22 protein-coding genes and 1 other annotated feature are annotated in these 21194 nt (G+C 42.8%); all 22 genes read left to right on the top strand.

Features of this window, described 5'->3' with window-relative positions:
- Positions 1–42 precede the first annotated feature (42 nt).
- The 22 genes from ftsL to LOSG293_RS01525 all read left to right on the top strand — a co-directional run bounded on the left by ftsL (position 43) and on the right by LOSG293_RS01525 (position 21185).
- On the top strand, positions 43–285 hold the full coding sequence (gene ftsL, locus LOSG293_RS10085) for a cell division protein FtsL (RefSeq protein WP_235786778.1): 243 nt from the start codon (positions 43–45) through the stop codon (positions 283–285).
- On the top strand, positions 282–2435 hold the full coding sequence (locus LOSG293_RS01425; RefSeq protein ID WP_034526160.1) for a penicillin-binding transpeptidase domain-containing protein: 2154 nt from the start codon (positions 282–284) through the stop codon (positions 2433–2435). Before ftsL ends, LOSG293_RS01425 begins: the two co-directional genes overlap by 4 nt.
- Before the next feature lie 18 nt (positions 2436–2453).
- The gene (mraY, locus tag LOSG293_RS01430; protein WP_034526162.1) at positions 2454–3431 is read left to right on the top strand and encodes a phospho-N-acetylmuramoyl-pentapeptide-transferase; all 978 of its coding nucleotides are present in this window, start codon (positions 2454–2456) and stop codon (positions 3429–3431) included.
- Between the two features lie 24 nt (positions 3432–3455).
- Positions 3456–4835: a UDP-N-acetylmuramoyl-L-alanine--D-glutamate ligase gene (gene murD / locus LOSG293_RS01435; RefSeq protein WP_034526164.1), complete on the top strand. Its 1380-nt coding sequence runs from the start codon at positions 3456–3458 to the stop codon at positions 4833–4835.
- On the top strand, positions 4835–5929 hold the full coding sequence (murG, locus tag LOSG293_RS01440) for an undecaprenyldiphospho-muramoylpentapeptide beta-N-acetylglucosaminyltransferase (protein WP_034526166.1): 1095 nt from the start codon (positions 4835–4837) through the stop codon (positions 5927–5929). The genes murD and murG overlap by 1 nt, the downstream gene beginning before the upstream one ends.
- A gap of 30 nt (positions 5930–5959) precedes the next feature.
- The gene (locus LOSG293_RS01445; RefSeq protein WP_034526168.1) at positions 5960–6793 is read left to right on the top strand and encodes a cell division protein FtsQ/DivIB; all 834 of its coding nucleotides are present in this window, start codon (positions 5960–5962) and stop codon (positions 6791–6793) included.
- Between the two features lie 130 nt (positions 6794–6923).
- The gene (gene ftsA, locus LOSG293_RS01450) at positions 6924–8243 is read left to right on the top strand and encodes a cell division protein FtsA (RefSeq protein ID WP_034526170.1); all 1320 of its coding nucleotides are present in this window, start codon (positions 6924–6926) and stop codon (positions 8241–8243) included.
- 24 nt (positions 8244–8267) lie between these two features.
- The gene (gene ftsZ, locus LOSG293_RS01455) at positions 8268–9542 is read left to right on the top strand and encodes a cell division protein FtsZ (RefSeq protein ID WP_034526171.1); all 1275 of its coding nucleotides are present in this window, start codon (positions 8268–8270) and stop codon (positions 9540–9542) included.
- A 103-nt stretch (positions 9543–9645) separates the two neighbouring features.
- Complete coding sequence (locus tag LOSG293_RS01460; protein ID WP_034526174.1) at positions 9646–10068, top strand: cell division protein SepF; 423 nt, start codon at positions 9646–9648, stop codon at positions 10066–10068.
- A 39-nt stretch (positions 10069–10107) separates the two neighbouring features.
- Positions 10108–10365: a YggT family protein gene (locus LOSG293_RS01465; RefSeq protein WP_500797333.1), complete on the top strand. Its 258-nt coding sequence runs from the start codon at positions 10108–10110 to the stop codon at positions 10363–10365.
- Positions 10366–10384: 19 nt separating this feature from the next.
- Positions 10385–11167 carry a YlmH family RNA-binding protein gene (locus LOSG293_RS01470; RefSeq protein WP_034526178.1) on the top strand — a complete coding sequence of 261 codons (783 nt, stop codon included), beginning with the start codon at positions 10385–10387 and terminating at the stop codon, positions 11165–11167.
- A 22-nt stretch (positions 11168–11189) separates the two neighbouring features.
- Positions 11190–11897, top strand: coding sequence for a DivIVA domain-containing protein (locus LOSG293_RS01475; RefSeq protein ID WP_034526181.1), 708 nt, complete (start codon positions 11190–11192; stop codon positions 11895–11897).
- Positions 11898–11899: 2 nt separating this feature from the next.
- Positions 11900–12109, top strand: a binding site (T-box leader).
- Positions 12110–12212: 103 nt separating this feature from the next.
- Positions 12213–15014 (top strand): isoleucine--tRNA ligase, encoded by a 2802-nt coding sequence (ileS, locus tag LOSG293_RS01480; protein ID WP_034526183.1) that lies wholly within the window; start codon positions 12213–12215, stop codon positions 15012–15014.
- 93 nt (positions 15015–15107) lie between these two features.
- Complete coding sequence (locus LOSG293_RS01485) at positions 15108–15326, top strand: cold-shock protein (protein ID WP_034526186.1); 219 nt, start codon at positions 15108–15110, stop codon at positions 15324–15326.
- Positions 15327–15388: 62 nt separating this feature from the next.
- Entirely contained in the window at positions 15389–15934 is a 546-nt protein-coding gene (locus tag LOSG293_RS01490; protein ID WP_034526188.1) for an NUDIX hydrolase, read from the top strand.
- A gap of 9 nt (positions 15935–15943) precedes the next feature.
- Entirely contained in the window at positions 15944–16225 is a 282-nt protein-coding gene (locus tag LOSG293_RS01495; RefSeq protein ID WP_034526190.1) for a hypothetical protein, read from the top strand.
- A 10-nt stretch (positions 16226–16235) separates the two neighbouring features.
- Entirely contained in the window at positions 16236–16934 is a 699-nt protein-coding gene (locus tag LOSG293_RS01500) for a 5'-methylthioadenosine/adenosylhomocysteine nucleosidase (RefSeq protein WP_034526193.1), read from the top strand.
- A 20-nt stretch (positions 16935–16954) separates the two neighbouring features.
- Entirely contained in the window at positions 16955–18118 is a 1164-nt protein-coding gene (locus LOSG293_RS01505; RefSeq protein WP_034526195.1) for a cysteine desulfurase family protein, read from the top strand.
- Between the two features lies 1 nt (position 18119).
- Complete coding sequence (locus LOSG293_RS01510; RefSeq protein WP_034526197.1) at positions 18120–18461, top strand: DUF1831 domain-containing protein; 342 nt, start codon at positions 18120–18122, stop codon at positions 18459–18461.
- Between the two features lie 115 nt (positions 18462–18576).
- Positions 18577–19701, top strand: a complete 1125-nt coding sequence (gene mnmA / locus LOSG293_RS01515; protein WP_034526199.1) for a tRNA 2-thiouridine(34) synthase MnmA — start codon at positions 18577–18579, stop codon at positions 19699–19701.
- Positions 19702–19830: 129 nt separating this feature from the next.
- Positions 19831–20490: a histidine phosphatase family protein gene (locus LOSG293_RS01520; RefSeq protein WP_034526201.1), complete on the top strand. Its 660-nt coding sequence runs from the start codon at positions 19831–19833 to the stop codon at positions 20488–20490.
- An 11-nt stretch (positions 20491–20501) separates the two neighbouring features.
- Positions 20502–21185, top strand: coding sequence for a tetratricopeptide repeat protein (locus LOSG293_RS01525; RefSeq protein ID WP_235786779.1), 684 nt, complete (start codon positions 20502–20504; stop codon positions 21183–21185).
- The last annotated feature ends 9 nt before the right edge of the window (positions 21186–21194 follow it).

The following is a 21194-nucleotide window of genomic DNA, read 5'->3' on the forward strand; positions in this document are numbered from 1 at the left end:
TTACCTAAACATTCACCTGTTTCAAAGTTTGAAAAGTGCCTTATGACTTTATGCGGATTTATCATCGCGGTGATGATGATTTTGACGATAAATGTTACAATTAGCGTGTCCACTGCACAACACCATTTGCAGGACATGCAAACCCGCGTGTCTCAATTGAAAACGTCGAATACGAGTCACCGGCAAGAAGCTAATGAGTTACAAAGTCGGAGTCGTTTAGACAAGATTGCTAAGGCAAATGGTTTGGTACTTTCAAACGATAAAATAAGGAATGTTGATAAATGAAGAACTCACCTGAACGGATGGGGACTAGTAACCAATCGCAAAAAAACCGGAAAAAGTTTGGCATTGTGCTTTTCTTTGTTTTTTTGGCCATGTTTGGACTAATCGTCATCCGTTTTTCGTATATTTCAATTGGAAAAAATGTTCAGCACGTTAATTTGAGTGCGCGAACAAAAAAACTGTATACCGAAACTCAAACGGTGAAAGCTAGTCGTGGGACTATTTATGACGCGGACAACGATGCAATTGCTGAAGACACGAGTACTTATTCGATTTACGCGGTCTTAGATAAGAGTCAAAAATCCTTGGATGACAAGCCACTGTATGTGACCCATAAGCGTAAAACTGCTCGGATTCTAGCTAAGTATTTGAAAATGGATGAATCGAAAGTTTTGAAGCAGCTGAAGTCAAAAGCGTTTCAAGTCGAGTTTGGTGAGGCGGGACAAAACATTTCGCTCACCACGCGGAATAAAATCAAGGCTGCCCACTTAACCGGGATTAACTTTATTCAGCGTCAATCTCGTTTGTATCCAAACGGTATTTTTGCTTCTCATTTGATTGGCAACGTCACGTTGCCTAGTGATTCGACTAAGTCCATGGTAGGGACAATGGGAATCGAAAAAATGTTGAATGCTAAACTAACCGGGAGTGACGGTGTCAGTCAGGTTCAAAAGGATAACTATGGTTATCAAGTGACCGGTACCGCCAAAAAAGAAAAACAAGCGAAGAATGGGGATAACGTCTATACCACGATTGATACCCGCCTTCAGACGTTACTTGAGACTGAAATGTCGAATGTCTACGCTTCGGCTCATCCAACTTCAATGAGTGCCATTTTGATGAATGCCAGAACAGGGGCAATCGTTGCGGCTAGTCAACGACCAACATTTGATCCAATGACTGGAAAAGGGCTAAGCAAAATGTGGCGAAACACACTCGTTCAAGATGCTTACGAGCCTGGGTCAACTATGAAAATTTTTACTATGGCTGCCTCAATTAATAGTGGCAACTATAATGGTAATGCGACCTATCTTTCAGGGAAAACCACGGTTGATGGTCGAACGGTTCCTGATTGGAATCAAACAGGCTGGGGCCGAATTACTTATAACAAAGGATTTGCCTTGTCTAGTAACGTCGCGATGACTCATTTAGAGCAACAAATGGGTTCGAAAACTTGGAAAAAATACATCAATCGCTTTAAGTTTTTGAAGAGTACGAAGAGTGGTCTTGCGGGTGAGCAGTCTGGAAGTATTCAGTTTAGCAAGGGCATTGAGCAAGCGAACACCTCATTTGGTCAAGGGGTTCAGGTGACCGCGCTACAAATGATGCGGGCTTTGTCTGCCATTGGAAATGATGGTAAAATGTTGCAGCCATACTTCATTAGAAAAGTGGTTAATCCTAACACACACAAAGTGGTCATGAGCAATAAAAAGAAGGTTATTAGTCAACCGGTCAGTGCTGCGACGGCGAAGGAAGTTCGTAGTCACATGGAGGACGTTGTGTACAAATCTTACGGGATTGGTTCCGACTTCAAAATGACTGGCTATAAGGTAGCCGCTAAAACTGGTACCGCTCAAGTGAGTGATGGGAAAGCGGGATACCTTTCTGGTGACAGTAGTTACCTTTATTCTGTTGCTGGAATGGTACCAGCAAACAATCCCAAATACATCATGTACATTACGATGAAGCAGCCTCAGACGCTGGGAAGTAAAACCCCAACGCAACTTGTTGCCTCAATTTTTAAGCCCGTTATGAATCGTGCGCTTGAAGACGATAAGAGTGATGCTAAAACAACGACAACGACGACGATGCCAACAACGATTGGTGAGACGACCACCACGGTTGAGAATCAACTCACCAAAAAGGGGTATCGAGTGACGGTACTAGGGTCGGGGAGCACGATTACGGCCCAAGTGCCTGAATCAGGGACAACACTGTACGATAACCAGCGAGTTATCTTAGACACATCGGGTGAAAAATTAATGCCTAACCTTTCGGGGTGGTCAAGGTCTGATGTTGTTAAATTGACACAAATGCTTAAAATTAAACTAGAAACGACTGGATCGGGCTATGTCTCGAAACAAAGTATTGCAGCCGATAAGGTTGTCAACGAGGGCCAGACCCTTAAAATAAAACTAAGTTCCAGTAATTAGAGGATAGGATTGAGAAAAATGACAATATTGCCGTACACGGATTGGCTAATTCCGTTAATAGCCAGTTTTATCATCACAGTTGCATTTATGCCGAGTTTGATTCGGTATTTTAGAAGTCGACACGAGGGCCAAATGATTCGTGAAGAGGGCCCAAATTGGCATGAAAAGAAGTCAGGGACGCCCACAATGGGGGGCCTGATGTTTATTGTGGCTATTGTGATTTCGACAGCCGGGTACAGTTTAGCCTCCAAGGGCGGTTTTACGCCGTTTCTTTTGGTTTTGATGTTCATTTTGGTTCTATACGGCTTGTTAGGCATGTGGGACGACTCGATCAAACTCTTTAAGCGTCAAAATGAAGGATTGAAGGCTTGGCAAAAAATGCTTGGCCAAATTGTGGGTGCTTTGGTTTTCGTTGCGGTATACGCTAAGCAACAATTACCATTTGGCATTCATATTCCTTTCGGTCCCGTAATTCACCTTCAGTGGTGGTTCGTCCTCTTTGTTGTCTTTTGGCTCGTTGGCTTCTCAAATGCGGTCAACCTAACGGACGGGCTAGACGGATTAGTTGCTGGGTTAGCGATTATTGCTTTCGGAGCCTATGGTGTAGTGGCTTACGTCCAGCATGCTGGCGATGTTCTTATCTTTTGTGCGGCTGTCGTCGGTGGCTTGATGGGCTTTTGGATTTTCAATCACAAGCCTGCAAAGATCTTCATGGGTGACATGGGCTCTTTGGCATTGGGTGGCTCATTGGCGGCAGTTTCAATTGCGCTACATCATGAGTTGTCACTTTTGTGGATTGGCCTCATTTTCGTTATTGAAACGCTTAGTGTCATTCTTCAGGTGGCTAGTTTCAAGCTTACGGGAAAACGGATTTTCTTGATGAGCCCCATCCATCACCACTTTGAAATGAAGGGCTGGAGTGAATGGAAAATTGACCTGGTCTTTTGGAGTATTGGATTAATAGTTGCCATTACTGGCGTTTATAGCATGATTTAATTTTGTAGTTTGGAAGGTAATATGATGAAAACTGTTCGTAAATATGAGGGCAAAAAGGTTCTAGTTTTAGGATTAGCTAAAAGCGGTTATAACGCTGCAAAGTTACTCCAAAAATTAGGTGCTGAAGTGACAGTAAATGATAAGCAAAATATTGAAGCAAGTGAAGACGCTCAAGCTTTACAACGCGAAGGTATTCGTGTTGTTTCAGGTGGGCATCCACTTTCACTTTTAGATGATGGGTTCGAGCTCGTCGTTAAAAATCCTGGGATTCCGTATGACAATCCAATTATTGCAGGTGCACTTACTCGGGATATTCCGATTATCACTGAGGTTGAATTAGCGAGTGAAATTTCAGAAGCCGAGTTGGTGGCGGTTACCGGTAGTAACGGAAAAACGACGACGACCACGATGATTAATCGGATGCTGAATCAAGAACGGGCAGTAGGTGAGAGTCGTAACGCTGGAAACATTGGTATTCCAGCGAGTCAAGTTGCCCAAACATTAACCAAAGACGACACCCTTGTTATGGAAGTATCTAGTTTTATGCTCCTGGGAATTACTGAATTTCACCCTCATATTGCCGTTTTAACGAACATTTTCTCAAATCACTTAGATTATCATAAAACGCGTGAAGCATACGTTCGCGCCAAGATGCGGATTACGATGAATCAAACAGCAGACGACTATTTTGTGGTCAATTTTGATGACCCAGAATGGCGGACATTAAGTCAGCAGAGTAAAGCTCAAGTGGTTCCGTTTTCACGAATTGATGTGGACGAATCTGGTGCATTTGAGCGAGACGGTAAACTGTACTGGCAAAATGAATACATTATGGGTGCTCAGGACATCAAGGTCCCGGGTGATCATAATGTTGAAAATGCACTTGCTGCGATTGCCGTGGCCAAAATTGAAGGCAAGTCAAACGAAGCAATTACACATGTGTTGACTACTTTTAGTGGCGTTCGACACCGAACCCAATACGTGTTAACCGCTGAAGACCGCCAATATTACAATGATTCAAAGGCGACCGATATTGAAGCAACCCAGATGGCCCTTAAAGGATTTAAACAACCCGTTGTGCTTTTGGCGGGTGGTCTGGATCGGGGTTATACCTTTGAAAAATTAGTGCCATCCTTGAGAAATCACGTGAAGGCGGTTGTGTTATTCGGTGAAACGGCCCAGTTACTAGCGGAATCAGCCAAGCAAGCAGGAATTGAACAAATTCAATTTGCGGATACGGTGGTGGATGCGGTGCCGGCAGCCTATAAGCTCAGCGCACCAGGTGACGTTATTCTCCTTTCACCAGCGAACGCGAGTTGGGATCAATACCCCAATTTCGAAGTTCGCGGAGATGAGTATATTAAAGCGGTCGAACAATTGACTGGAGAGAAGGAAGAAAAGTAATGCGATTAATGATTTCCGGAGGCGGAACTGGTGGCCATATTTATCCGGCCCTCGCCTTAATCAACGATTTAAAAAAACATGATACCAATGCAGAAGTTCTTTTTGTGGGCTCTAATCGCGGTCTTGAAAGCCAAATTGTTCCTAAGCAGGGAATCGATTTTGAAGCTATGGAAATTCAGGGATTCAAACGATCACTATCACTACAAAACTTTAAGACGGTTTACTTATTTCTTAAAAGTGTTAAGCGGGCAAAACAGTTAATCAAAACGTTTAAACCAGACGTTGTGGTTGGGACAGGGGGATATGTTTCCGGAGCCGTTGTCTACGCAGCGGCCAAGATGCATATTCCAACGATGATTCATGAGCAAAACAGCGTCGTTGGCATTACGAATAAATTTTTGGCCCGTTATGTAGACAAAATTGCGATTAATTTTGATGATGCGCGTGCTCAATTTCCGGAAGCCAAAGTGGTTAAAACGGGAAATCCGCGGGCGCAAGAAATGGCAGAAACGGTTAGCCATTTTAAATGGTCTGACATCGGACTTAGCGATGACAAGCAAACGGTACTCATCTTTGGAGGCAGCCAGGGTGCATTAAAGCTGAATCGTGCGGTGGTTGCGGGGATGCATGAGTTAGCTGACCGGCAGTATCAAGTGCTCTTTGTGACGGGACCCAAACGCTACGACGAAGTCATGTTACAGCTCAACAGTGTTGACTTACGTGGAAATGTACTAGTTAAACCGTATATTGATGGTATGCCAGAATTATTGCCAAAGGTGGACTTAATTGTCAGCCGAGCTGGTGCAACGAGTATTGCAGAAATTACGGCGTTAGGTATTCCGGCCATTTTAATTCCAAGCCCTTACGTGACGGCGGATCATCAAACCAAAAATGCGATGAGCGTGGTCAATGCTGGTGCAGCGAAGATGTTGACCGAGGAGCAGCTTAATGCGGATACGCTAATTGAAACAATCGATTCACTAATGCTTGACGACAAAGAACGCGAGATGATGGGAAAAGCCTCTAAAGCAACTGGTAATCCCAAGGCGGCCGATGAGATGCTTGCCGTTCTTGAGTCAATCGCAAAGAAATAGTTAAATTTTTCATGTAGAGGAGGTGGCAAAATGAGTAGAAAGACTAACCAAGAGTTGACGCCTTGGCAAAAATATCAAAAGCAACAAAAGGAGCAGCAGCGTGCTCAAAGCAGTGTTTTTACTAAGGCTCGTCCCAAGCGAATTGGCAAAAAATTGTCTAAACTGCGTAAACAGCAGAATTGGAAACTTTTCTGGAAAATGGGTAGTTTAATCGTCATATTTGGGGCAGCTTTGCTGTTTATCATTTACCTCATTTCGCCACTGAGTCACATTCAGTCGCTTAAGGTTAGCGGTAATCAGGCCTTGTCGGACCGAAGTGTATTATCAAGTGCGGGTCTGAAGAAAGGGGATGCGATTTTTAACGTCCTCGGTCAGGAAAAAGCATTGACTCAGCGAGCTCGAAGCAAAAATGTTAAAATTCGTTCATTGCAGGTGTCAATTTCCCACTTAAATCACGTGAAGGTTCACATCACGGAGTATAAGACAGCGGCCTTTTTGCTACACAATAACAAGTATCATGTCATTCTGGAAAGTGGTGTCATCAGCAAAGTGGGTCAAAAACAACCTACCGGCCATTATCCAATTATCAGCCGCTTTAAAAAGCAAAGCACAACGCACAAAATGATTAGCCAATACAATAAGTTGGAGAAATCGGTTCAGCAAAACATCTCAGAAATTAGATTTGCACCGACAAAATCAAATCCAATGAGGGTTCATTTATTTATGAATGATGGCAATGAGGTGTACGCCACGTTGACGACGTTGGCTAAGAAGATGGCTTATTACAACAGCATTTCTACGGAGATGAAACAGAATGGGGTTATTAATTTAGAAGTGGGTGCTTACTCGTACCCCTTTAAATAATTCTGAAACTGTTAAAGAAAGGCGCAATTATCGCTGAATGCCTTTCTAATCGCGCTGTAAATGTGGTAAACTAAAAAATAAATGTATGCGTTATTTTGCGTATGAAAACATTTTAGGAGGATCCTGTCGTATGGACAATTCAGGTATGTTTGTTGGACTTGATATAGGGACTACCTCAATAAAAGTCATTGTTGCTGAATATGTGAAAGGGCAAATGAATGTTATTGGTGTAGGGAACGAACGTTCAGAAGGCTTAAACCGTGGTGTCATCGTTGATATTGACAAGGCTGTTGCGGCAATTAAGAGCGCAGTTCGTCAAGCGGAGGAAAAAGCCAGTATTCAGATTCAAAATGTGGTAGTAGGGATACCCGCTAATATGTTAAGTATCGAGCCATGCAACGGGATGATTACAATTGATGATCAAGCTCGAGAAATTAACGATCGTGACGTTCAAAACGTTTCACTTTCTGCTTTAACGCAGAACTTGCCACCGGAGCGAGAAGTGATTGATTTGCAAGCTGAAGAGTTTGTGGTGGATGGCTTTGATGGAATTAAAGATCCACGGGCCATGGTCGGTGTCCGTTTAGAGATGCATGGCATGCTCTTCACTGGTGCTAAGACGGTCATTCACAACACTCGTAAGGCAGTGGAACAAGCTGGATTAACAATTGAAACCATGATTGTTAGTCCATTAGCACAAGGCAAGACAATCATGAGTGATGGCGAGCAAGACTTTGGGACGATTTTAATTGATCTCGGTGGTGGTGAAACGACTGCTGCAGTGATTCATGATCATCGACTAAAATATACATATACTGATGATGAAGGTGGCGCCTATATTACCCGCGATATTTCGGTAGTATTGAATACGTCCCTTGAGAATGCGGAAAAAATAAAACGTGATTACGGCTATGCAGATTCGTTACAGGCCTCGGATGATAATGAATTTCCAGTGGAAGTTGTGGGACAATCACAGCCTACTCAGATTTCTGAACGTTACCTGGCCGAGATTATTGAAGCCAGAGTGGGACAGATTTTTGAAAATGTAAAGCAGCATTTAACTGGCATTGGTGCGTTGAAATTGCCAGGTGGTATTGTTTTAACTGGTGGCGTTGCTGCCTTGCCAGGAATTGCTGACCTAGCAGCGGATACGTTCGATGTAAATGTCCGCGTTTATATTCCAGATCAAATGGGGTTACGTCACCCGTCATTTACACAAGCATTATCATTAGTAACGTACAGAGGTCAAATGAGTGAGATTGATTTGCTCGTCAAATCTGCGGCTAATGGTACTGGCACCATTCAATTTAACAATTCAGATCAGTTTGCAGCCCCACAACAAAGCGGCAAACGCAGAAGAGAACAGCCAGCAAAGAAGGAACGTCCTAAGAAAGAAAAGAAGGATCGAGCTCAGGGGATTAAGAGTTTCTTCAGCGATTTCTTTGACTAGTTACCAAAAACGGAGGGAATTAAAATGGAATTTTCATTAGACGAAGCGCAAAACCACGGCGCCAGAATTAAAGTAATCGGTGTCGGTGGTGGCGGAAGCAACGCCGTCAACCGAATGATCGCTGAAGACGTGAAAGGCGTTGAATTTATCGTAGCTAACACGGATGTTCAAGCGCTTGAATCATCAAAAGCTGAAACTAAAATTCAACTTGGACCAAAGTTAACCAAAGGACTAGGTGCCGGTTCTAACCCAGAAGTTGGTGCAAAGGCCGCACAAGAAAGTGAAGAAGCGTTAACGGAAGCACTTTCTGGCGCAGATATGGTCTTCGTCACTGCCGGAATGGGTGGCGGTACTGGTAACGGTGCCGCGCCAATTGTGGCTAAAATTGCAAAAGACCAAGGTGCCTTAACAGTCGGTGTTGTGACACGACCATTTAGCTTTGAAGGACCAAGACGTTCACGTTATGCTGCTGAAGGTGTTGCTTCACTTAAGGAAAATGTCGATACTTTGATCGTCATCGCCAACAATCGTTTGTTGGAAATCGTTGATAAGAAGACGCCAATGATGGAAGCTTTCCAAGAAGCTGATAATGTACTTCGTCAAGGTGTTCAGGGGATTTCTGATTTGATTACAAGTCCTGGTTATGTGAACTTGGACTTTGCTGACGTTAAGACAGTGATGAGTAACCAAGGTTCTGCTTTAATGGGAATTGGTTCAGCTAACGGTGAAAATCGTACTGAAGAGGCGACTAAGAAGGCCATCTCTTCACCATTGCTTGAAGTTTCCATCGATGGTGCTGAACAAGTCTTACTTAACATCACCGGTGGCCCTGACTTGTCACTTTTCGAAACCCAATCAGCTTCTGAAATTGTGTCTGGTGCCGCAACTAGTGACGTCAACATTATTTTCGGTACGTCAATTGACGAAAGCTTGGGCGATGAAGTTCGAGTAACCGTTATTGCAACTGGAATCGATAAGAAGGCAGATGAAAGAGCGGCTGATCGCCAAACGCGTTCTGCACGCCACTCTGAAGGCACTGCCCGTCCGCATGAAGATGCGCCAGCAGCAACAGAGTCGAGTAACAATGACCCATTTGGTAACTGGGACTTGCGCCATGAACCAACAAGTGGCAATCGTCCAGAACCAAAAGATACTAACAGCGAATTCAGTGGGGTTAAGAAGCCAGATTTTAATATTTTTGGTAGCGCAGATGCTTCAAGTAACGAGGCTGATGGCCAAAAAGAATCAGATGGTCTAGATACACCACCATTCTTTAAGCATCGACGTAAAAACGATTAATAAAAAGGCAGTTCGTTGGGAATGGTGAGTGTCATTTCGTTCGACTGCCTTTTAGTGCAATCAATCAAACACTGGCAAAGAAATCGCGAAGGGAGCGATAGTAATGGCTGCAAAATTTAGTTTTAGTAAATTCTTCGGTATGGATGATGAAGATTACGAAAATAATGAAAACTATGAAGAAGACGCATTCGGTCGAAATTCCGATTCTCCCGTAAGAAATAAATCAAACGTGGTTCCAATTAATTCACCCAAAGCAGGTTCTAGTAAAATTGCCCTGTTCGAGCCTCGAATTTATTCAGACGTCAAAGAAATTGCCAATCAGATTCTGCAAAATGAAGCTGCAATTGTCAATTTTTCGAGAGTTGAAGAGGATCAAGCGAAGCGGATTGTCGACTTTTTGACCGGGACGGTATTTGCTATTAATGGTGATATCGAACGAATCGGAGATCAGATTTTCTTGTGCACGCCACATAACTTCGAAATTTCCGGTAATTTGTCGGCTAACGTAGATAATCAGTTTAATTAAAGAATTAAGGAGTGACTTTCAATCGAAATTATTGCCTGGATTTTATCCGGAATTATTCAATTGATAGGTATCTACACTTGGGCAATCGTGATTTACGCTTTGCTCAGTTGGTTCCCCGGTGCCTATGACTCTGCTCTAGGAAGATTTCTAGGCAGAATTGTTGAACCATTTCAACGGTGGTTCAATTTTGCGCGAATCGGAATGGTGGGGTTTGCCCCTGTCGTAGCTTTAATTGTCCTATTTTTAATTCAGGATGGTATCCGCATGATCGCAAGGATATTTGGTATTTACTTATAATTGGCAAAGGAGAATCGTCTTGGATAGCAATGTGACACAACATTTTCGGCGCGACGAGGTGCCATTTATTGAAATGGTGACTGACCTCATTAACGAAGCGAGTGAAGAGTATCGACCGGTACTGACTCACTTCTTAAATCCCCGACAAGTTTATATTTTAACTACGATTGCGAATGGCAATGATGACGTTAAAATTCAGGCCTTTGGTGGATACGAAAATGCGGAGTTACAGCGAGTTTTAATTTATCCACAGTACTTCGAGCCACAGCAAAAAGACTTTGATATTGCGATATTTGAAATTAATTATCCGGTCAAATTTGCGGTTTTGCACCATAGTCAAGTATTGGGAACTTTAGCCAATCTTGGTGTTGATCGCGAAGTAATCGGGGACATTATTACAGATGGTAGTCGTTGGCAATTTTTCGTTGAGGGTGCTATGGCCACTTATTTCGATAATCAAGTGGATCAAATTGGTAAAATTAAGGTGCGCTTAGATCCGCTGGAGATTACTGAAGCGATTTCGCCATTGAGCGAATGGGAAGAAGAAGGGGCTTCCTTATCTTCCATTCGTCTGGATAATATTGTTGCGACAGCTTTTCATTTGTCTCGACATCGAGCCAAAGCGTTGGTTGAGGGTAGCAAGGTTCGAGTTAACTGGGCCGTTTCAGAAAAGCCGGATTACGACCTAGCTATTGAAGATATCATCTCTGTCAGGGGATTTGGCAGAATTAAGTTAGTCAGTTTAAACGGTCAAACTAAAAAAGATAAAATTAGAGTGACAATGGCCGTCTTACGAAAATAATTGTAGCCGGGAGGAAATTGTAATGGTACTTAGTCCAATGGATATTCACGATAAGGAATTTTCAACAAAAATGAGGGGTTACAACATCGATGAGGTCAATGATTTTCTTGATCAAGTCATTAAGGATTACCAAATTACGTTGAAAGAAAATAAGGAGTTAACTGAAAAGTTAACTGCTAGTGACGAAAAATTAAAGTACTTCAACGACTTAAAAGATTCCTTGAACCAATCCATCATTGTAGCGCAAGAGGCTGCGGATAAGGTTCGTGGTAATTCACAACGGGAAGCTGAAATCATTACTCAAGAGGCACAAAAACAAGCCTCTGATATCGTGACTGAAGCAACTGAAAAGGCCAATGATATTTTGGATAAAGCTGCTAGACAAGCCGAAAAGTTGGCAGTGGAAACGGATGATTTGAAGAAGAGTACTCGGGTTTTCCGTCAACGTTTACAAGTTATGCTAGAAAGTCAGCTTGAAGTGACAAAGGGTGAGGACTGGGACAAACTGCTTCAAGAAGGCGAACCAACTTCTTACAGTGAAATTCGTAAGTTAATGCAAGATGACCTTGACAGTGACCAGAATGCTAGCGTAGACTCAGAAGATACAGAGATTCTTGATGCAGACCAACAAGTTGCCGCTGATGCGGATTCACAGACAGTTGTGATTTTCCCTGAGGACGATGGGGCTGCAACAAAGGATCAAGCGTTTAATCAATCAAATAATAAATAGTGTTAAATACGATGAAGAGAACATGAACAATTCAGGAAATCTTTAAGCGAGTCAATGATTGGTGTGAGATTGACAGGTGAGTACTGAGTGGTTAATCATCTCTGAGTGTTTAGTTGAATTCATTAAACTAAACCGGTGGTGCCGTTATCACTTTTGAGAGAATTTTTTTAAATTCTGAATTTGGGTGGTACCACGAAGACTTCGTCCCTTGGGATGGAGTCTTTTTTGTGTCTGGAACGGTTAAATGAGCGCATGAGTAGTCGTGCATTCATTTAACCGTTCCAGAAAAGCGGATGGAAAAGAGGAGGATGTTATATGCGGATCAAGGATACACTTAATCTTGGTAAAACTAAGTTTAAAATGCGCGGTAACTTGCCAGTTAAGGAAGTTGAACGTCAAAAAGCTTGGGAAGATAACCAAGTCTACCAATTAAGACAAAAATTAAATGAAGGTAAGCCTACTTTTATTCTTCATGATGGCCCACCATACGCTAATGGTGACATCCATATGGGACACGCCTTAAACAAAATTTCCAAAGACATTATCACTCGTTACAAATCAATGAGTGGCTACCGCTCACCATACGTTCCTGGTTGGGATACACATGGTTTGCCAATTGAACAGCAACTAACGAAGCAAGGATATGATCGCAAGAAGATGTCGACTGTTGAATTTCGTCAACTTTGTCGTGATTACGCGTTGGAACAGGTTAATCGTCAACGCGAAGAGTTCAAACGGTTGGGTGTTGCTGGTGAATGGGACAACCCATACTTAACTTTGAAACCAGAGTTTGAAGCGCAAGAAATTCGGGTGTTTGGCGAAATGGCTAAGAAGGGCTTGATTTACAAAGGTAAGAAGCCTGTCTTCTGGTCATGGTCATCAGAATCTGCTATGGCAGAAGCCGAAGTGGAATACCACGATGTGACCTCACCATCAGCTTTTTATGGTGAAAAGGTTGTTGATGGTAAGGGTGTTTTGGATAATGACAACACTTATCTTGTTGTTTGGACAACGACACCATGGACGATTCCCGCATCAGAGGGAATCACAGTTGACGCTAAATTTGACTACTCAGTTGTGAAACACGATGACGATACCCGTGAATTTGTGATTGCAACGGAACTTGTTAATGATGCAGCTGAACGATTCGGTTGGAGCCACGTTGAAACTGTGAAAACGGTTAAGGGTGCTGAATTAGATCGAGTTCTTTGCCAACACCCATTCTATGAAGATCGTAAGCTTGTGACAATGCTAGGCGACTTCGTAACGCTTGAAGCCGGTACTGGATTAGTTCATACCGCGCCTGGTTTTGGTGCCGATGACTTTGAAGTCGGTATGAAGTATGGATTGGATATCCTAGTTCCTGTTGACGATAAAGGTTACATGACTGAAGAAGCCGGCGACGACTTTAAGGGTGTGTTCTATGACGATGCCAACCAGATTTCATTGGATAAGTTGAAGGAACAAAACCTCTTGCTTGCTTACATGCCTTACGAGCATAGTTATCCATTTGACTGGCGGACAAAGAAACCCGTTATCTTCCGGGCAACACCACAATGGTTTGCTTCAGTTGATAAGATTCGGGATCAAATTTTAAATGCGATTGATACGGTAGAATTTTTCCCTGGTTGGGGTAAGAAGCGTCTCTACAATATGATTCGCGACCGTGGCGATTGGGTTATCTCTCGTCAACGAGTTTGGGGTGTCCCACTTCCTATCTTCTATGGTGAAGACGGAGAAGCCATTATTACACCTGAAACCATTGCCCACGTCGCTGACTTGTTTGAAAAGAACGGTTCAGACGTTTGGTTTGCACGCGATGCTAAAGATTTACTTCCTGAAGGTTTCACATCAGAGCATTCACCAAATGGCGAATTCACGAAGGAAACCGACATTATGGATGTTTGGTTTGATTCTGGTTCATCACATCAAGGTGTGCTAGCCGAACGTGATAATTTGGAATACCCAGCAGACCTTTACCTTGAAGGCTCTGATCAATATCGTGGTTGGTTTAACTCGAGTTTGATTACGAGTGTTGCTTATTCAGGTCAAGCACCATATAAACAAGTGCTTTCTCAAGGCTTTACGCTTGATGGTCAAGGTCACAAGATGAGTAAGTCTTTGGGTAACACCATTGCACCACAAGAAGTAATCGATAAGATGGGGGCAGAAATTATCCGTCTTTGGGTTGCATCAGTTGATTCTTCTGCCGATGTACGAGTTTCAATGGAAGCCTTCGTTAAGATTTCGGATTCTTACAAGAAACTCAGAAACACACTACGTTACTTGTTAGCTAACCTTTCTGACTTCGATCCTAAGGCCAATACTGTTGCGGACGATGATTTAGAATCTGCCGATCAATTTATGTTGGTTAAGTTAAACAAGTTTGTCGGCGAAATTGAAGCGGACTACGACGGTTTTGATTTCTTGAACATCTACAAGCGCCTGATGAACTTTGTGATTACAGATCTTTCTGCTTTCTACTTGGATTTTGCTAAGGACCTTCTGTACATTGATTCAGCAGATAGCCATACTAGACGTTCAATGCAAACGGTGTTCTACAAGACGTTGGTTTCGTTGCTCAAACTGTTGACGCCAATATTGCCACATACGACTGAAGAAATTTGGTCCTTCCTTGAAGAACCAGAAGACTTTGTTCAATTAGCAGAGATGCCAAAACCAGTTAAAATCGCGAATGCTGATGATATTGAATCTAAGTGGAATCAATTTATGAAGCTTCGTGGTCATGTTCTCAAAGTGCTTGAAGAAGCACGTGACGAGAAGGTTATCGGTAAGTCACTGGATGCCAGTTTGACAGTTTACGCCAGTGAAGGGACGAAGCGCTTATTCGACTCACTAGATACTGACGTGCGCTTAATCTTGATGGTTTCTGAACTTCAGGTGAAGGATTTGGCTGATGCACCAGCTGACGCTGAAAACTTCAACGATGAGATTGCTTTAACAGTGACACATGCACCTGGTGAAGTTTGTGAACGTTGTCGTCTCACTAAGACCGATATCGGTGCCGACTCAGATTATCCAGAATTCTGTGCGCGTTGTGCTGCAATCGTGCGTCAAGATTTCCCAGAAACTGCAACAGAGGGTTTTGAAGAATAATATTTCGTTTAAAAATGGAGGCTCAGACAAGAATCGTTTTGTCTTGAGCCTCTTTTCGTGCCATAATGGTCAAGTTAAAGGAGTGTGGCGCTTATGATCACAGGAATTGTAAAAAGTTATGATAGTCAAAAAGGATTTGGGTTCATCACGGTCCCTGGCGTGGACGATGTTTTCGTTCACTACAGTGCCATTGAAGGAACAGGATACAAGGAATTAAAAGAAGGCCAAAAGGTCTCACTAGTTGTTGTTCAGGGTCAAAAAGGACCACAAGCAGCCAAAGTGAATGTAATCGACGAAGATCAACTCGCTTAAATTGCAAAGAAACGGGAATACCGTTAAACTAGTTTTGTTAAGACTAATTTTGGAGATTAATCATGAATTTAGAAGAAAAAGTTATTTCAACTGACTCAATCTACCAGGGAGTCATCATTGATGTGGAACGACAAACAGTCGAACTCCCAAATGGAGAATCGGCGTTTCGCGAAGTGGTCCACCATTCTGGTGCCGTGGGTGTATTAACAATTACCGATGACAATAAAATTGTTTTGGTTCGACAATGGCGAGCACCAATTGCAAAGGAAACCCTTGAGATTCCTGCGGGTAAGCTGGATGATCGGGATCACGCTGATAAAGCGCACGCAGTTATTCGTGAATTAAATGAAGAAGTGCGTGTTAAACCAGGCTATCTAGAAGAAATTACCCATTTTTATTCTTCGGTTGGTTTTTCTGATGAGGAAATGACGCTCTACGTGGCTAGTGACCTTGAGTCGGTGACTGATGAATTGCCACGTGACGATGGTGAGTTTCTTAATTTAGAGACTTATACGCTCGATGAGGCCAAGGCACTCATTAAACGTGGCGAGATTGAAGACGCCAAAACAATTATGGCTATCTGGTATTTTGAATTGATGCAAAAGTAGGGTGATCTCATGAATGAGCAATCGAATGATAAATCAAGCATGACACGGAAACAATACCGTCAACAGCGTGAAGAGGCAGATCGTGAATTTCAGGAGCGGGATCGCAAACGGATTCAAGTTGAAAAAGAATATGCGCGAACGCATCGACAGGCACCAGAAGAGCTGGTATCTGCGCAACAAGAACTAACGGAACACAAGGTTGCAAAGCTAAAACGAAAGCTGAATTGGACAATTCTTTACCTAGTCCTTGGCATTATTTTGGTGATGCTAATCTTATTTTTTGTAGATTAGAGGGAATGTAATGAAGTTTGGTGTTATTTGTGCGATGGATGAAGAGATTAAGTCTCTTCGGGATGCACTTGAAAATGAATCAGTTACAAAGGTTAGAGAGATTACCTTTTACACGGGAACGATTAGTGAACAAGAAGTTGTCTTAGTCCGTTCAGGGATTGGAAAAGTCGAAGCCGGAATTACAACCGCGCTTCTGATTATTAATTTTGATGTCGACTTAGTCATTAATTCTGGCTCTGCTGGTGGGATTGGCGAAGGTCTGCAAATTGGCGATGTGGTCGTTTCTACTGAAACAGCCTACCATGATGCAGATGCACGGGCCTTTAACTACGAGTACGGACAACTACCTGGTCAACCAGCTCGTTTTGAAGCTTCAAAAGAGTGGGGACAAAAGATGATTGCTGCAGCTAAAGAGACTGGTTTAAATACTAAGCTAGGCTTAATCGTTTCCGGTGACCAATTTGTGGCCAGCAAGGAAGCTATTGCAAAAATCATGTCTTACTTCCCGGATGCCCTTTCTAGCGAAATGGAAGGTGCCGCAGTGGGACAAGTTGCCCATGATTTTGACATTCCTTACCTCGTTGTTAGAGCGATGTCAGATGTCGGAAATGAGGACGCTGGTGTCAATTTTGACGATTTCATTATTGATGCGGGTAAGCGTTCCGCAAAAATGTTACTAGCGCTTTTTGCTGACGAAGCCAAAAGCTAAACTATACAGGAGGAAGTATCGTGAAAGAAATTTATTTAGATAACGCCGCAACGACACCGATGTCTGAGGCAGTATTGACCGAAATGACAGATAAAATGCGCAATGTATATGGCAATGCGTCAACTCTATATGGTCTCGGTCGAGAATCTCACACGGTACTTGAACAAAGTCGGCATATTATCGCCCAAAGTATTAACGCGACGGATGACGAAATTGTCTTCACTAGTGGTGGGACTGAAGGCGATAATACAGCGATTATCCAAACCGCCATTGCTAGAAAAAAGGAAGGCATGCATCTCATTACCACTGCAGTTGAGCATCAAGCGGTACTACAACCCATGCTGTATCTGGAAAGTCTAGGCTATGAAGTAACCTATTTACCAGTTGATGCAACTGGACATATTTCATTGGATGACTTAAAAAATGCGCTTCGAGATGATACGATTCTCGTTTCAATCATGAGTGGTAATAATGAAGTTGGCTCAGTGATGCCGATTCATGAAATTGGTGAACTGTTAAAGGATCACCAAGCCTGGTTCCACACGGACGCGGTTCAAGCTTATGGCTTATTAGATATTGACGTTCAACGGGACCACATTGACATGTTGTCAACTTCAGCACATAAAATCAATGGGCCTAAGATGGTTGGCTTCTTGTACAAGCGTGAAGGTGTTAATATTCCTAGCTTACTCAAGGGTGGCGAACAAGAGGAAAAGCGCCGAGCAGGGACTGAAAATGTACCTGCAATTGCTGGTTTTGCCAAAGCTGTTGAAGAAATTACGAGTGCTGAAAAAGCCGCACGTCAAGAGAAGTACGCGGGTTTCAAACAGCAGATTGTTGAAGGTTTAAAGGCCAACGACATTGCATTTGAAGTGAATGGTGACTTGGACCGTTCCGAGCTTCAACACGTGTTGAATATTTGGATTAAGGGTATTTCGACATATGTAATGCAAACGAACTTGGATCTTGCAGGAATTGCAATTTCAGGTGGGTCGGCATGTACGGCTGGTTCAATCGAGCCTTCACATGTTTTAACTGCAATGTATGGGGATGATAGTCCCCGAATTGCAGAATCAATTCGGATTAGTTTTGGTCGCGGGACCACAGCTGAGGAAATTGATCAGCTGATTGCAAGTATTACCGCAATTGTTAATCGATTAAAAAAACGAAGTGAGGTAAAGTAAAATGGCATTTGCAACTGAAGTAACTGATTTAGGTGATCAAAAGACTTACGTGTTGAGTCAAAATGTTAAAAAGTACACCCTCAAGGATCTCGGATTTGTCGAAAGTAAGGTGGGCAATTTCAGTTTGGAACGCTCACTGGATCCAGAGTCTCCTTACCAACAAAGTATTAAACTTAAAATGATGGTAGCCAAAGATTTGGGTAGCTTCAAGCTTTCAACGGTTAGTGCTAATGGGCTTCAACGGGTCAATATTTTTAAAAACGAAAATCATGCTAAGTTGGTTGAACAGTTTGGCCATTTAATTGAGCTTCTCGAAGAACGCGAGGTATTGGAAGTCCGTTAGAAATGGCACACCGGGCTTGCAATCGTTGCCGGATTTGATTAAACTAAGGTTTACTGGATTTTGCGACCTTCAAATCGTAGATTCTCCAGAACCTAAAAGAATGATGGTGATTTTAATGCAAGACAACAGCAACACTCGTGTCGTTGTCGGCATGAGTGGTGGTGTGGATTCTTCAGTTGTCGCTTTGCGTCTTAAGGAGCAGGGCTACGACGTCGTTGGGGTCTTCATGAAGAACTGGGACGACACCGATGAGAATGGTGTCTGTACGGCGACAGAAGACTACAAGGACGTTGCTAAAGTAGCAGCGAAGATTGGGATTCCATACTACTCTGTTAACTTTGAGAAGGAGTACTGGGACCGCGTGTTCACGTATTTCCTCGATGAGTACAAGAAGGGGAGAACCCCAAACCCTGATGTTATCTGTAACAAGGAGATTAAGTTCAAGGCGTTCTTAGACTACGCACTTGATCTTGGTGCCGATTTTGTTGCAACGGGCCACTATGCACAACTTTCTCGTGACGAGAATGGCCACATGCACTTAATGCGTGCCGTTGATCAAAATAAGGACCAGACTTACTTCTTGAGTCAACTTTCAACTGAGCAGCTTGACCGAGTAATGTTCCCAATTGGGGATATTACTAAGCCTGAAGTTCGCCAAATTGCAATGGATGCTGGCTTAGCAACTGCTGAAAAGAAAGACTCAGTTGGTATTTGCTTCATTGGTGAGAAGAACTTCAAGTCCTTCCTCGGACAATACTTACCTGCTACACCTGGTAAGATGATGACCGTGGATGGTGAGGTTAAGGGTGATCATGCCGGATTGATGTACTACACAATCGGCCAACGTCGCGGCTTAGGTATTGGTGGCGACGGTGAGGATAACGAGCCTTGGTTTGTGATCGGTAAGGATCTCGAAAAGAATGTCCTTTACGTAGGTAAGGGTTATCACAACGAGCATCTTTATGCCACTCATTTGGAAGCTTCAGATATCCACTGGGTGAATAACCTAGATAAGGGTAATGACTTCCATATCACAGCTAAATTCCGTTATCGTCAAAAGGATAGCGGTGTGACGGTTCACATTAGCGATGATGGTCAAAAGGTAACGGTTCAATTTGACGAACCTGTCCGAGCCATTACGCCGGGTCAAGCCGTTGTTTTCTATGACGGTGAGGAGTGTTTGGGTAGTGCAATTATTGATGCTGCTTATAACACGAGTCGTCAATTACAATACGTTTAAATTTAAAGCAGAGCTGCAGCCAATTTTGAATTGGTTGTGGCTTTTTATTATCGGCGATTTTTTTGAATTTTAGTGGTCAAACTGGCATAATAATTAAGATGCGAAAAACGTAGAGTGAGGAAGATAACGTTGAAAATTTATTTTGTTAGGCATGGAAAAACGCAATGGAATCTCGAATCCAGATATCAGGGTTCCGGTGGCGATTCACCGCTGTTGCCGCAGAGTTATACGGATATGAAACGAGCCGGAACTTATCTAAAACAGTTTAAGTTTGAACACGTATTTGCGAGTCCTATTAAACGCGCTCGAATTACAGCTGAACGAATTGCGTCTGAATTCGACCGACCAGTACCTCTGAGCCTCTGGAGTCGGCTAGCTGAATTTGGATTGGGTAAATGGGAAGGCCAAAAGTTTGATGATGTGAAGGCCAATTTTCCAGTTGAATTTGACGCGTTTCGAAATCATCCAGAAAAGTATCAGGCTGAGGTTGTTGGTGGCGAGTCCTTTGAGGACGTTATCCAAAGAATGACGCCCGCTATCCAATTAATAGCCCAACGTTATCCCAGTCCCACTCAAAATGTGTTAGTTGTCAGCCATGGTGCTGCACTTAACACAGAAATTAATGCGCTTCTCGGTACACCCATTGCTCATTTACGAGATCGTGGCGGTTTAGCTAATACTTCTACGACAGTCTTAGAGACACAAGACGGCGGACAACACTTTACCCTTAGTGATTGGAATAATACAGAATATTTAGGCAGTGAATTAGATGAAACCAGTACAATTTAGGAGGCGGCATCTTGGATAATCATTATGATCGCAAACTTAATCAAAAAAAATCAGAGCAGATTCTACAGGGGCTGGTCAAACAAGTCGAATCTGAACCTAAAAATGCCCAAAATTACTATAATTTAGGTGCAATGCTCATTGAAGTGAAGAGCTATGAGCAGGCTGAAGAGTTGTTTGTAAAGGCGCTTGGCCTTTTCCAAGACGCGGATGATGAGACAAAGGACACCTTAACTTATGGATTAGGCAATGTTTATTATTCTTCCGGAAAGTTGGAAGCTGCCATTTCAGAATTTAAAAAAATAAAAACGAAAAAGCTCCTCAAGGATACGTATTTAATGATAGCGCAAAGTTACGTGACACTTGGCAATAACAAACAAGCACTAGCCTTTGCTTTAACTGCTTTGAATGAGGACAATCAGGATACGGATACCCTAAGATTGGTAGCCGAAAGTTTATTAGCTTTGGGTAATTTTGATGAGGCAGCTCGCTACTACGATCAAGTACTTGAAATTAATCCGAAAGATGGTAAAACGGCCTTTGATCGAGGACTGGTTGCAATGGTGTTGACCGAACCATTTGATGATTATTTTGAAAAAGCTAGGGAACTCGATCCTGGCTACTTTAAGAAACAACAAGAAAAACTTGAAGGCATTGAAAAATTGCTCAATTCACAACGCCAACAAGATGAAGATTAACTTGAAACG

Origin of the sequence: Secundilactobacillus oryzae JCM 18671 (genome assembly GCF_000740055.1) — a bacterium.
Classification (GTDB): domain Bacteria; phylum Bacillota; class Bacilli; order Lactobacillales; family Lactobacillaceae; genus Secundilactobacillus; species Secundilactobacillus oryzae.